This window comes from Streptomyces sp. NBC_00353 (genome assembly GCF_036108815.1).
Classification (GTDB): Bacteria; Actinomycetota; Actinomycetes; order Streptomycetales; family Streptomycetaceae; genus Streptomyces.
In genome coordinates, this window is the sequence record NZ_CP107985.1 from 8,373,514 (window position 1) to 8,386,389 (window position 12,876).

The window sequence follows — 12,876 nt, forward strand, 5'->3', positions numbered from 1 at the left end:
CATGGTGCGAGCGAGGGTGACCGGCGACGGCCGCCTGTTACTCCTGCGCGGCTGCGAGTTCGCGCACCGTGGCCATGTCGCTGAACGGAATCAGCTGTTCGCCGACGATCTGGTACGGCTCACTGCCCTTCCCCGCAACCAGGACGATGTCATCCGGACCGGCGGCGGACAGGGCGAAGGCGATGGCCCGGCGGCGGTCTGCGAACCTCTCGAACCGGGTGCCGGTGGCCACGAGCCCCGGCGTGATCTGGTCCATGATCGCCTCGGGGTCCTCGTTCCGTGGGTTGTCCGAGGTGAGGACACACAGATCGGAGTGGGTTCCGGCGATCTCGCCCATCTGCGCGCGCTTGGTGGCGTCCCGGTCGCCCCCGCAGCCGAACACGGTGACGACCCGGCCCGGCGCGAAGTCCCGGATGGCGCAGAGCACCTTGTCCAGGGAGTCGGGTGAGTGGGCGTAGTCCACGATCACGGACGAACCGTGGGGGGTCTCGAAGCGTTCGAGCCGCCCGGGGACCGGGGGCATCCGGTCGAGTGCGGCCACCAGACCCGCCAGGTCGTGCCCCAGGAGGTGGCAGGCCGCGACGGCGGCCAGCGCATTGGCCACCGAGAACCGGCCGGGCACCGGGATCGCCGCGGGGTATTTGCTTCCCGCATGGTGGAGGGTGAAGCGCGTACCGAAGGCGTTCATGCTCAGGTCCGTCGCCCGGTAGTCGGCCTCCGCGTCGATGCCGTACGTGGTGACCGCGCCCGGCATGATCCGCCCGATCCCGGCCCCCACGGAGTCGTCGGCGTTGACCACCGCGAGCCGGCAAAGCCCTTGGAAGAGGCGGAGCTTGGCGTCGCGGTAGTTCTCCATGGTGCCGTGGTCGTCCAGGTGGTCCTGCGTGAGGTTGGTGAAGATCCCCACGTCGATGAACGCATGGTCCACCCGGTGGTTCAGCAGGCCCATCGAGGTGGCCTCCAGGACGACGGTGCCCACCTCGTGGTCGCGCATGTGTCCCAACAGGTACTGGAAGTCCGGCGATTCCGGTGTAGTCAGCACCGAGCGGGGCATCGGGATCACTTCGTCGCCGATGCGGCTGCCCGATGTCCCGATCACGCCCACCTTCGCGCCTTCGGCGATCCTCAGGACGGACTCGACCATGTACGACACCGAGGTCTTCCCGTTGGTGCCGGTCACGGCCACCATGTCCATGTCCTGACCGGGTTCGCCGTAGTAGCGCGAGGTGACGACCGCCGCTGCCACCCGGGTGTCCGGCACACGGACGACGCATGCGTCGCCTGCCGATGCCCATACTGCCGCGGGGAGATCGGGCGCTGCCCTGTCGACGAGTACCGCCACAGCGCCACGCGCCAGTGCCGAGCCGACGGCCTCGGGCCCCCCTTCCCGATGACCGGGCACGGCGATGAACAGCGAACCCGGTGAAACGCGATGGGCGTCGAAACAGGCTCCTGCGCTGATCCTCGTATCCGGATCGCCCAGGAGGACCTCGTGATCGTGACCGGCCAGCAACTCCCTCAACTTCATACAGGGTCCTCTCGAAAATGCGGCACGCCCCTTCGGTTGTCGCCGAAGGGGATGCCGACGGCACGCCGAGGAGCTGCGCGAGTGTGGGGTGCTGCGGAACGCACAGCGAAGGGGGTGGAGAAGCGCTCCATGTGCGGAGCGGAAGCGATGGGAGGAGATGCGGATCAGACGATCGGCACCGAAACCTCGAAGACCGTGAGTGCCTGGCTAGCCGTGACCGTGCAGCGCACGGCAGCGCGCCTCGGGCGCAACAGGGCTCAGCACGTGAGGGGCCTGTCGCAGGCACTCCCTCACTGCATGTGTGTTGCCCATGGGTGGAGTGTACGTCCCACGGAGCGGCCCTGAATCCGCTTCGCTCGCCTCGACCGGCCGGTTCGCGGTCGCGGCTGCCTCGCCGCAGTTCGGTGCGCAGCTCGGGCTGATCTCACACGCGTTGCGCGCCCGACGAAGCGGTGGCACCGCTCAGCAGGATGTCGTCGATGCGGGTCTTTCGCCGGGCGCCCGCTGCGGCGGTGCCGGGCGGCATGGCGCAATCCCGGGCGACGAACGCGGACTCGCGAGAGGCGCTGGTCGGTGGCTTCGGCTCGGCCGACCTGGTCTGCCGGGTCTGTCAACTCGTCAGCTGTGCCTTGCGCTTGAGCGACTCCTGGCAGGCGCTGCGCAACTGCCTTCACATTTTCATCACTCTTTCGACACCTAGTCATCACAGATTGTGTATGCTCCAGGCGCTCTATCCGCACCACTGGGGGGATTCCTCATGCGCATACGCCATGCCATATCCACTGTCGCCGCTGCCGGAGTCATCGCGGTCGTTGCCGTCGCTCCGGCACAGGCAGCCGAGTACTCGTCGGCGCTGAAGGTCAAGGGTGTCCAGTACGACGCGCCCGGCTCGGACTCCAACAAGTGCTCCACCGGGAACACCAAGGACGAGTACCTGACGATCAAGAACTACTCGTCGACGGCGACCATCAACCTCAAGGGCTACGTGGTCAAGGACGCCACCGGCAATCGCTTCACCTTCTCGGCCGCCCACTACCTCCAGCCCGGCGACTACGTGAAGCTGCGGGGCGGCCACGGCACCGACTCCGACGCCAAGAACGTCGTCTACCGCCAGAACTGCAACTTCATCTGGAACAACGACAAGGACACCATCTACCTGTACAAGCCGTCAGGAAGCCGGGCGGACGTCCATTCCTACACCAAGACCGGCTCCGACCCCGACCGCAACGGCTACATCACCTACCACGGCTGACGCACTGCTGCTGTCCACCGATGGGAACGGCGGCAGAGGGCGAGAGCTCTGCCGCCGGTTTCCCGGCGGGACGCCCCGCTGTCATCCTGCGCTCCGGTCAGCGGACGGCGGCGCTCTTCTCACATCGTCCACCGCGGATCGAGCGGTGTGCTCAGGCGGCGGCACTGCCGCGTCGAGACGATGCCCGGCACGGTCACCGCGCTTACGGTGGTGAGATGGCAGTGATCAACGGTTGGAGGCGGGAAGCACGAGCCCGGCCCGGCGCGGTGGACGCGCTGGTGTCGGCCGTGCTGTTCGGGCTGTCGGTTGTGGCTTCTGCTGTTGTGCCGGACGAGCACCGGATCTCGTTCCGGTGGCCAGGCGTGGTGCTGGCGGCGGTCGGTTGCGCGGCGTTGATGTGGCGACGTCGCCACCCGTTCGGCGTACTGGCTGTCGCGGTCGGCTGCGGGGTGGCTTTTCAGGTACTCGGGTTCCGGGAGAGTCCGCTGGTGTCCAGTCCGGTCGTGGTGTCCCTCTACACCGTGGCCGTGCGGACCGACCGGCGCACCACCTGGACCACGGCAGCGGCCACGGCTGCCGTCCTGGTGGGCGCGGCTCTGGTGTTCGCCCCGGGATCATGGCTGGAGCCGGAGAAGGCGGTGATGCTGGCATGGACGGCTCTGGCGGCCGCCATCGGCGACGCCGTACGGTCACGCCACGCCTATGTGGCGGCTGTGGAGGAACGGGCGGAGCACGCGGAACGTACCCGTGAGCAGGAGGCGCAGCAGCGGGTGGCGGCCGAGCGGGTCCGGATCGCGCGCGAGCTGCATGATGTCGTCGCGCACCACATCGCCCTGATCAACGCTCAGGCAGGCGTCGCCGTCCATATTGCGGAGCGGCAGCCGGAGCAGACACTCGCCGCCCTGGAGAACATCCGGGACACCAGCCGGTCGGCGCTGGACGAACTGCGTGCGACCGTGGGCCTGTTGCGGCAGACCGGTGACCCGGCGGCGCCACGCGATCCGATGCCGGGTCTGACACAGCTACCGGACCTGCTCGCGTCGTTCGAAGGTGCCGGACTGGCTGTCCGGCACAGCCAGCGCGGTGTCAGCGAGCCGCTGGCGCCGGCGGTGGACCTGGCCGCGTACCGCATCGTGCAGGAGGCCCTGACCAATGTGCACAAGCACGCGGGTGCGGACCATGCCCGATTGTTTCTGCATTACCGCCCCGAATGGCTGACCATCACCGTCGAGGACGACGGATGCGTCGGCCCGCACCACCATCGACCCCGCCAGGGGACCGGCCACGGGTTGATCGGGATGCGCGAGCGGGCTGCCATCGTCGGGGGCACGCTGAACGCGGGAGCCCGCCCGCAGGGCGGCTTCGCCGTGACTGCCGATCTGCCCCTGCGAGCCGCCACAGCAACGGGCGGACCGGCAGCGGACTGACCGCCGAGGAGAGATGGGTATGACGATCCGCGTACTGCTGGCCGATGACCAGGCCCTGCTTCGGGGCACCTTCCGGATGCTGTTCGATTCTGCGGACGACATGGAGACCGTGGGTGAGGCGTCCAACGGCTCCGAGGCAGTGGACCTGGCGCACGCGCAGCACCCCGATGTGCTCCTGATGGACATCCGCATGCCCGAGATGGACGGCCTCGCCGCGACGCGGCTGATCAGCGAGTCGGAGGACCTCGCGGGGGTCAAGGTCCTCATCCTGACCACCTTCGAGGACGACGAGTACGTCGCCGAGGCACTGCGTGCGGGTGCGAGCGGTTTTCTCGGCAAGGGCGCGCGGCCCGAGGAGCTTCTCGACGCCGTGCGCACGGTCGCCGGCGGGGAGGCACTGCTGTGCCCGTCGGCTGCCCGAGCGCTGATCACGCGATTTCTGATGCAGCCGGAAGCATGCCCGGCGGCCATGCACGAGCGGCTGGCCTGCCTGACGCCACGGGAACGCGATGTCCTGGCACTTGTCGCAATGGGGCTGTCGAACGACGAGATCGCCGATCGCCTGTTCATCAGCCCGCTGACCGCCAAGACCCACGTCAACCGGGCCATGACCAAGCTGGATGCCCGTGACCGTGCCCAGCTCGTGGTCATCGCCTACCAGTGCGGACTGGTGAGTCCGGCGATGGAGCCGAGCGGTCCGTCGACATCCGTGTAGTCGCCGGTACGGGTACGTGCGGCGTTCTGTCCCAGCCGTAGGCCGATGTACCCGGTACCGCGGACGTGGTACCCGGGAATCGCTGCACGGGGACGATGTGCGAGGGGCCGGTCACGGGCGAGAGTGAGGTGGTGAACGGAGGTTTCGCAATGATCGAAGCCCACTGCCTGACCAAGAGGTACGGCAGCAAGACGGCCGTCGAGGATTTGTCCTTCACGGTCCGCCCCGGCATCGTGACGGGGTTCCTGGGTCCCAACGGGGCCGGCAAATCCACCACCATGCGGCTGATCCTCGGCCTGGACGCCCCCACCGCCGGGCATGTCACCGTCAATGGCCGCCCGTATGCACTCCACGAAGCTCCCCTGCACGAGGTCGGGGCGATGCTGGAGGCCCGCGCCACCCACAGCGGCCGCACCGCTTACCACCACCTGCTGGCCCTGGCCGCCACGACGGGCATCCCCCGCCGGCGCGTGAACGAGGTCATCGACCTCGTCGGCCTGCGCGAGGTGGCCAACAAAAGGGCCGGCGGTTTCTCCCTGGGCATGGGCCAGCGCCTCGGCATCGCCAGCGCGCTTCTCGGCGACCCCGCCACTGTCATCCTCGACGAGCCGGTCAACGGCCTCGATCCGGAGGGCATCCGGTGGATCCGGAATCTTCTCAAGAGCCTGGCGGGGGAGGGGCGAACGGTGTTCGTCTCGTCGCATCTGATGAGTGAGATGGCGCTCACCGCCGAACACCTTGTCGTCATCGGCCGCGGCCGGCTCATCGCCGACACCTCGGTCGAGGAATTCACCCGCAGCGCGGCCCGCACCGTGGTGCGCGTGCGCTGCCCGGACATCGACCGCTTGAAAGGTCTGCTGGCGGGTCCGGACGTCACCATCACCACCTGCGCGCCTTACACCTTGGATGTTGTCGGCCTGACGAGTGACCAGATCGGCTGCACCGCTGCCGACCACGGGCTCACCCTTCTCGAACTCTCTCCCCAGCGGATCTCCCTGGAGGAGGCATTCATGGAACTGACCCGGGACGCGGTCGAGTACCGCTCCACCACCGCCGGCGAACCGGTCGCAGCGAGGAGCGCGTCATGACCACGATCCTCACGCGCCCGCTCGGCGCGACAGCGCGCCCCGGCAAGGTGACCCTGCTCCGGGTCCTCAGGTCCGAATGGATCAAGCTGCGCACCGTGCGCTCCACGTCGATCACCTTGCTGACCGCCGTGGCCGCGATGGTCGGGCTGGGCATGCTGGTCACTCACCTGCGGGCAGGCGACCTCAGCGCGCGGGAACTGGCGCACTTCAACGGAGCCGAGGTCAGCCTGAGCATGTACCGGCCCGCGCAGTTGGCCGTCGGTGTCCTCGGCGTCCTGATGTTCACGGGCGAGTACTCCACCGGAATGATCCGCGCCACCCTCACGGCCGTCCCCAGGCGGCTGCCCATGCTGGCGGCCAAGACAGCCGTCTTCACCGGCGCCGTCCTCATCCTGATGACCGCGGCCTCTTTCGCAGCGTTCTTCGGTGGCCAGGCCGTCCTGTCCTCCGCCCACGCTCACCTGTCCACGCAGCTCTCCGACCCCGGCGTCACCCGTGTGGTCTTCGGTACCGCCCTCTACCTCACCGTCGTCGGACTGTTCGGCGTCGCCCTGGGCGCCATCATCCGCAGCTCTGGGGGAGCCATTGCCGCACTGGTGGGCATCCTGCTCATCCTGCCCGGACTGGGAGCCCTGCTTCCGGCCGACTGGGCTCAGCACGTCAACCCCTACCTGCCCAGCAATGCCGGGCAAGCCATGCTCTCCGTCGTCCCCGATCCCGCGATGGCCCCCTGGACAGGTCTGTCGCTGTTCGCCGGATACGCAGCCGCCCTCCTGGGCATCGCCGCCTGGCTCCTCAAGCGACGAGACGCCTGACCGTCACCGCAGAAGTCGTTGCGGGACCCTGCGGCCTGACCGACCCGCTGCGGACGGAGTCCGCCCGCCGCATCCCCGGTCCATGGCCGAACCTCCGGGATCACCATGCCGCTGTTCCTCGCCGGGGCACGAGCCGGTAGCCGAACACCATCGGGCTCGTGCGCACATCGAAGGCGACCCTCGCCCCTCAGGAACAGCACCGAGAACAGACAACGTCCGCCGTGGACGTCACCGAGCGATACCAGGTTGACGCCCGCGCCTGAACCCCGTGGCCGCGCCGACCGCGCGGACCCTCCCAGCACGGAGAGGAACCATCATGTTCACCTCGCCCCAGGAATGCCGCACCATCCGTGAGCTGCTCGCCGGATACGCACTCAACGCCCTCGCGCCCGAGGAAGCCGCTCGGGTCAGCGCCCACCTGACCACCTGCCCCGCTTGCCGGGACGAGCACGACTGCCTCGCAGCGGTATCCGCACACCTGCCCCTGCTCCGCGACGCTCTGGCCCGGGACATCGGGCGACGGCAGCAGAGGTACGTGCCCGCCCCGGCCGAGAGCTGCGACACCTCACGCCAGCTGCTCCGCCGGCGTCGTCCGGCCCGCGCGATACTGGGCACGCCGCTCACGCTCACCCAGTTGCTGAGCAGGATGCGGGCGTCAGGCGAGCCGGTCGAGCGAGCAGGCAGAAACGCCCCCAGCCCCCGGGCAACGGCAGACGGGGCGGAAGGGCGGGCCACGCCCCAGTCTCTCCGCCCGGTGGTCACACCGTGGCCGGCCGCGTCCGGCTGAGGCAGAGGTGATCGACGCCCCCGCCCGGGCCGCGGGGAACAGCCGAGGCGGTGAGTGCCGCGGTGCCGGGTCCGAGCCGGGCCCAGGCGCCAGGCAGCACGAGCACGGCGACGAGCGAGGCCGGGGACGTTCCGTGGGGCCGCAGGGGTGGCCGTCGCCGTCTCCGGCCGGGGAAGTGTTCCGTACGGCCGACCCGCATACATGTTGCCCACCGCTCCTCTCTCGACGGGTACGGCGGACTGCCGTTCGGCTGCCTCCCGGTGGCGTGACCGCACAGCCGGCGGCTTGCTGGTCCCAGGGTCCCCCGGGAGAGGAAGCGAGCGCTCATGGCGACACAGAGGACGAAGGGGCAGGCGCTGCAGACTCCGCGGGCGGCAGGACTGGCCGGGGTCGTCTTCGCGGTGCTGCTCGCAGCCGCCATCATCCTGGTCCGGCTGGCGATCCCCGAAGGGGCCGACGCGGTCACGGTCCGAGGGTTCGACGACTCCTCACGCCGGAACGCGGTGAAGACGGCGCTCGCGCTCGTCCCCTTCGCCGGCATTTTCTTTCTGTGGTTCGTGGGCGTGCTGCGCGCGCACGTCGGGGAAGCGGAGGACAAGTTCGTCGCCACCGTCTTCCTGGGCAGCGGTCTGATCTTCGTGGCTTCGATGTTCGGGGCGGCCGCGGCCGCCGCGGGCGTGCTGTCCGTCGGGACCCCTTCCGGGAACGACCCGGGGCTGCCGTCCTGGGACTTCGGCCGCCACTTCGCGTACACGCTGCTGACGGACTACGCGATGCGGATGGCCGCGGTGTTCACGCTCACGACGTCGATCTTGGGGTACCGCCTCGGGATCTTCTCCCGGTGGCTCACCCTGCTGGGCCTCCTCGTCGCCCTGACGCTCCTTTTCGTGGCGGCCGCCATCGCCTGGTCCGAGCTGGTCTTCCCGCTCTGGTCACTGATCGTCAGCATCTACATTCTGGTGGTCGGCCGCGCCCCCGGGCCCGATGGAGCGAAGGCGGCCTGACCGCGGCTCCGGCCTCGCAGTTCCGGGCACGCTCACTCCTTCGGCTCGCCCGGACGAGCGCCGAACCCACCGGTCCTTCGATGCTGGCATGGGGGAGAAGACCCGCCGTCCGGGCGCCGCCGAGAAAGCGCGGACGGTGCCGGACCAGGCTGCCGGAAGGGGCGGAGCGTCCATGAGGCTTGTCGTCGATCTCAATAAATGTCAGGGATATGCGCAATGCGCGTTCCTCGCGCCCGATGTCTTCGCCATGCACGGCGAAGAGGCGCTCACCTACAACCCACGGGTCGACGAGGAGCAGCGCGAGAACGTGGCGCGCGCCGTCGCGGCGTGCCCCGTCCAGGCCATTCTGGCCGACGCGCTGGACGCACCGGGAGAGATGGCGGCCGCGCCGGGCGAGGAGGAGTCCCATGGCCGCTGACGCATTCTTGACGTGGCTCAGGCGCGAGGGCCGGATCGTGATCGTGGGCGCCTCGCTGGCCGGCCTGCGGGCGGCCGAGACGCTCCGCGACGAGGGCTTCGAGGGCTCCCTCACCATGATCGGTGACGAGCCGTACGAGCCGTACGACCGGCCGCCGCTCTCCAAGTCGGTGCTGCTGGGCAAGGCGTCGCCGGCCCATACCGAGCTGCCCCGGCGCCGACCGGTGGATGCGAAGTGGCGGCTCGGTGTGGCGGCGACCGGGCTGGACATGGCGGCCAAGCGGGTGCTGCTGGCCGACGGCGACGAGGTGGAGTACGACCGGCTGCTCATCGCGACCGGTGTACGGGCCAGGCCGTGGCCGCGCCAGGCGGAGGCCGAGCTGGACGGCGTCTTCGTCCTGCGGACGCGCGACGACGCGGCCGGGCTGCAGCGGCGGCTGATGGCCTCGCCCCGCAGGGTGTTCGTGATCGGCGCCGGCTTCACCGGCTCGGAGATCGCGTCCGCCTGCCGCGCGCGTGATCTCCCGGTCACCGTGGCGGAGCGCGCCGACGCGCCCCTGGTGGGTGCGCTGGGAGGGGTGGTCGGTGCGGTGGCCGCGGAGCTGCACCGCGAGAACGGGGTGGACCTGCGCACCGGCGTCATGGTCACCGGCCTCGAGGGCGACTCGGTGGGGCGGGTGCGCGCCGCTCATCTGTCCGACGGCAGCACCGTCGAGACGGACGTGGTGGTCGTCTCGCTCGGTGCGACCCGCAACACCGAATGGCTGGCCGGATCCGGGCTCGGCGCGGGACCCCGCGGGATCGCCTGCGACGCGGGATGCCGGGCCTTCGACTTCCGGGGCATCGTGACCGACGACGTCTTCGTCGCCGGTGATGTGGCGCGGTCCCCACATCCGCTCTTCGGCTACCAGTTCCTCTCCCTCGAACACTGGGGCAACGCCGTCACACAGGCCGAGGTGGCGGCGCACAACATGATCAGCTCCAGCACGGACCGCCGCCCGCACATGTGGGTACCGGCCTTCTGGTCGTCCCAGTTCGGGGTGAACATCAAGTCGGTCGGCGTCCCGTCCATGGGCGAGGAGATCCTCATTACGCAGGGGTCGCTCGCCGAGCGCCGCTTCACCGGTGCGTACGGCTATCAGGGCCGCGTCATCGGTGCGGTCACCTTCGACAATTCACGGTGGCTGCAGTTCTACCAGGGGCTGATCGAGACGGCCGCGCCGTTCCCGCCGGCGTTCCTGACCGTGGACCGCCGTCCCGAGGGCAGGCAGCCTGTCCCGGCCGACTTCCCGGACCCCTCGCTGCCCACCCACGGGCCGACCGTCACCCTCAGCGGATACTCGCCGGCCGACCGACGGCTGGTCTTCAAGCCGGCCCACCCCTGACCACCGGCGGGGCCCTACAGCCCGCTGCCCGAGGCCGGAACGGCCCCACCTGCTCCCACGCCCCAAGGACCCGCCATGACGCAAGCCCCGCTCCTGCGCCAGATCACCGATTACGCCAACCGTGCCGACCCGTATCCGCTGTACGCGGAACTCCGCAAGACCCCGGTGTTGCAGGAAGAGGACGGCGGCCCGTTCGTCATCAGCACGTACTGGGACATCCAGAGCCTGCTCCACGACCCGCGGATCAGTTCCGATGCCTCCAATCTCACCGCGCAACGCGACGAGTTGACCGAGCAGGAGGAGGAGACGGCTCTGCCGCCCAGCTTCCTGCGGCTCGACCCCCCGGAGCACGACCGGCTGCGTCGGATGACCAACCGCCCGTTCGGCCCGCCGCACAGCCCCCGACGTGTCCACGACATGCGTGGCGAGCTCGCCGGGATCGTCTCCGGCCTGATCGCCGGCTTCGGGGACACGGACCGGATCGATGTGGTCGACCAGTTCTCGTACCCCTTTCCCGTGACCGTGATCTGCCGGCTGCTGGGGGTGCCGCGGGAGGACGAGGCGCGCTTCCACTCGTGGGCGGACACGATCGCCGCCGGCCTGGACCCGGTGCCGGGCGACGACCCCACCGAGCGGAACCGCGTCACGCACGAGGCCAGGATGCAGCTGGGCATGTATCTGGCCGGGCTGGTCGAGGAGCGCCGCAAGACACCCGGTGACGACATGCTCTCCGAGCTGGCGACCAGTCATGGACCGGACGGCCCGATGACGACGATGGAGGTGCTCAGCACCGCTGCCCTGCTGCTGATCGCCGGCCACGAGACGACGGTCAACCTGATCACCAACGGGATGCTCACCCTGCTGCGCCACCCGGAGGTCCTGCAGCGGCTCCGGGACGACCCGCGCCTCGCCGTCAACATTGTCGAGGAACTGCTGCGTTACGAGCCGCCGGTGCAGTTGGTGCCGCAGCGCACGTGCATCGCGGACATCGAGGTCCGTGGGGTGACCATCCCCAAGGGCTCGTCGATCTGGCTCGTCCTGGCAGCCGGAAACCGGGACCCGGAGCGCTTCAAGGACCCCGAGCGGTTCGACCCGGACCGCCAGGACATCCAGCACCTCGGCTTCGGCAGTGGCATCCACAGTTGCTTCGGCGCACCGCTCGCCCGGCTGGAGGCGCAGCTCGCCCTGACCGAGCTGGCCCGCAGGCTCGACAACCCCCGTCTGGTGGAGGACCCGCCCCCCTACCGGCAGAACGCGGTCCTGCGCGGCCCCCGCCATCTGAACATCACGTTCGACGGCCTGCGCCCCCAGTAGGGCCGAATCGACGCGTCGACGGCGGTACACGGTGGGTCCTGGGAGTGAGCAGATCGCACCTACGTACGCTGCTTTTTGACGGTCCGTCATGAGACGGTACGGAGATGACGTCATCACCGGCACTCCACGGAAGGGCGGCCCTGGTCACCGGCGCCTCCCGGGGAATCGGCCTCGCCGCGGCGCAGGCCCTGGGCGAGGCGGGAGCGATGGTCTGCATCACCGCACGCGACCCCGCGGGAGTGGAGGTGGCCGTGGAACGGCTCGCGGCCACCGGCGTCACGGCGGTCGGCTGCGCCGGTTCGGTCGCGGATCCCGTGCACCTGGCGGCGTGTACGGATCTCGCTGTGCGGGAGTTCGGCCGGCTCGACATCCTCGTCAACAACGCAGGGACCAATACCCCGTTCGGCCCGTTGATGGAGGCCGAGCCCGAGGTCTGGCGCGATGCCTTTGCCGTGAACGTGGAGGCGCCGCTGCGCCTCATCCAGCTCGCCTGGCGGGCATGGATGCGCGAACACGGCGGCGCAGTCGTCAACATCTGCACCGAGGGCACACACGGCGTGGGGCCGCAGGTCGGCGCATACGGCACGAGCAAGGCGGCCCTGCTGCACCTGACCCGCCAGCTCGCCGGTGAGCTGGCGCCCGGCGTACGGGTGAACGCCGTCTCGCCGGGGCTGGTGCGCACCGAGATGGCGCGATTCGTGTGGGAGCGGGACGAGGAGAGGATCGCCCGGAGCCTGCCGCTGGCCCGGATCGGCGAGCCGGAGGACGTGGCGCGTGCGGTGCTGTGGCTGGTCTCCGACGAGGCGGACTGGGTCACCGGCACGGACCTGCTCGTCGACGGCGGAACGAGGGTGCGAGCGGCCGGCCGGGCCGGCTCCGGCGTGCCCACGGACGCCGTACGCGACGTTCTGGCGCGTACGAACCCGCGGAGCAGCACGTGGCCGCCGACACCGGCCGGCCCGGATGCGGAGTGGTGAAGCGCCGGCCCACGCTGCGCGGCGATGTGGTGGAGCCCGGCCGCAGGCGCGCGGACCGAAGGCGGACCTGTCGGGCGACATGCCGGTGGGGCACCCGAAGTCCGGCTACCCCAAAGGCTGTTGGAATCCCGGTCAGCCGGTGAAGCCGACGGTGATGGACGTGAACT

General features: G+C 69.8%; 12 protein-coding genes. 11 read left to right on the forward strand and 1 reads right to left on the reverse strand.

The features are described from left to right. Window positions 1-37: 37 nt before the first annotated feature. Window positions 38-1,528, reverse strand: coding sequence for a UDP-N-acetylmuramoyl-L-alanyl-D-glutamate--2,6-diaminopimelate ligase (locus OHA88_RS37795; protein ID WP_328628810.1), 1,491 nt, complete (start codon window positions 1,526-1,528; stop codon window positions 38-40). Window positions 1,529-2,285: 757 nt separating this feature from the next. On the opposite strand from OHA88_RS37795, the gene OHA88_RS37800 reads away from it, so the two are divergent. The 11 genes from OHA88_RS37800 to OHA88_RS37850 all read left to right on the forward strand — a co-directional run bounded on the left by OHA88_RS37800 (window position 2,286) and on the right by OHA88_RS37850 (window position 12,709). Then, window positions 2,286-2,780, forward strand: a complete 495-nt coding sequence (locus tag OHA88_RS37800; RefSeq protein ID WP_328628811.1) for a lamin tail domain-containing protein — start codon at window positions 2,286-2,288, stop codon at window positions 2,778-2,780. A gap of 215 nt (window positions 2,781-2,995) precedes the next feature. Further along, a complete protein-coding gene (locus OHA88_RS37805) occupies window positions 2,996-4,207 on the forward strand; it encodes a sensor histidine kinase (RefSeq protein WP_328628812.1) in 1,212 nt (403 codons plus the stop codon). Between the two features lie 19 nt (window positions 4,208-4,226). Next, window positions 4,227-4,922 (forward strand): response regulator transcription factor, encoded by a 696-nt coding sequence (locus tag OHA88_RS37810; protein WP_328628813.1) that lies wholly within the window; start codon window positions 4,227-4,229, stop codon window positions 4,920-4,922. A gap of 149 nt (window positions 4,923-5,071) precedes the next feature. After that, window positions 5,072-6,010: an ATP-binding cassette domain-containing protein gene (locus tag OHA88_RS37815; protein WP_328628814.1), complete on the forward strand. Its 939-nt coding sequence runs from the start codon at window positions 5,072-5,074 to the stop codon at window positions 6,008-6,010. Then, the gene (locus tag OHA88_RS37820) at window positions 6,007-6,825 is read left to right on the forward strand and encodes an ABC transporter permease (protein ID WP_328628815.1); all 819 of its coding nucleotides are present in this window, start codon (window positions 6,007-6,009) and stop codon (window positions 6,823-6,825) included. Before OHA88_RS37815 ends, OHA88_RS37820 begins: the two co-directional genes overlap by 4 nt. A gap of 316 nt (window positions 6,826-7,141) precedes the next feature. Beyond that, the gene (locus OHA88_RS37825; protein WP_328628816.1) at window positions 7,142-7,612 is read left to right on the forward strand and encodes a zf-HC2 domain-containing protein; all 471 of its coding nucleotides are present in this window, start codon (window positions 7,142-7,144) and stop codon (window positions 7,610-7,612) included. A gap of 326 nt (window positions 7,613-7,938) precedes the next feature. Further along, window positions 7,939-8,616 (forward strand): hypothetical protein, encoded by a 678-nt coding sequence (locus OHA88_RS37830; RefSeq protein ID WP_328628817.1) that lies wholly within the window; start codon window positions 7,939-7,941, stop codon window positions 8,614-8,616. Between the two features lie 172 nt (window positions 8,617-8,788). Then, complete coding sequence (locus OHA88_RS37835; protein WP_328629890.1) at window positions 8,789-9,034, forward strand: ferredoxin; 246 nt, start codon at window positions 8,789-8,791, stop codon at window positions 9,032-9,034. Next, window positions 9,024-10,418 carry an NAD(P)/FAD-dependent oxidoreductase gene (locus OHA88_RS37840; RefSeq protein ID WP_328628818.1) on the forward strand — a complete coding sequence of 465 codons (1,395 nt, stop codon included), beginning with the start codon at window positions 9,024-9,026 and terminating at the stop codon, window positions 10,416-10,418. Before OHA88_RS37835 ends, OHA88_RS37840 begins: the two co-directional genes overlap by 11 nt. A gap of 75 nt (window positions 10,419-10,493) precedes the next feature. Continuing rightward, a complete protein-coding gene (locus OHA88_RS37845) occupies window positions 10,494-11,732 on the forward strand; it encodes a cytochrome P450 (RefSeq protein ID WP_328628819.1) in 1,239 nt (412 codons plus the stop codon). A 104-nt stretch (window positions 11,733-11,836) separates the two neighbouring features. Continuing rightward, window positions 11,837-12,709 carry an SDR family oxidoreductase gene (locus OHA88_RS37850; protein WP_328628820.1) on the forward strand — a complete coding sequence of 291 codons (873 nt, stop codon included), beginning with the start codon at window positions 11,837-11,839 and terminating at the stop codon, window positions 12,707-12,709. Window positions 12,710-12,876: the final 167 nt, after the last annotated feature.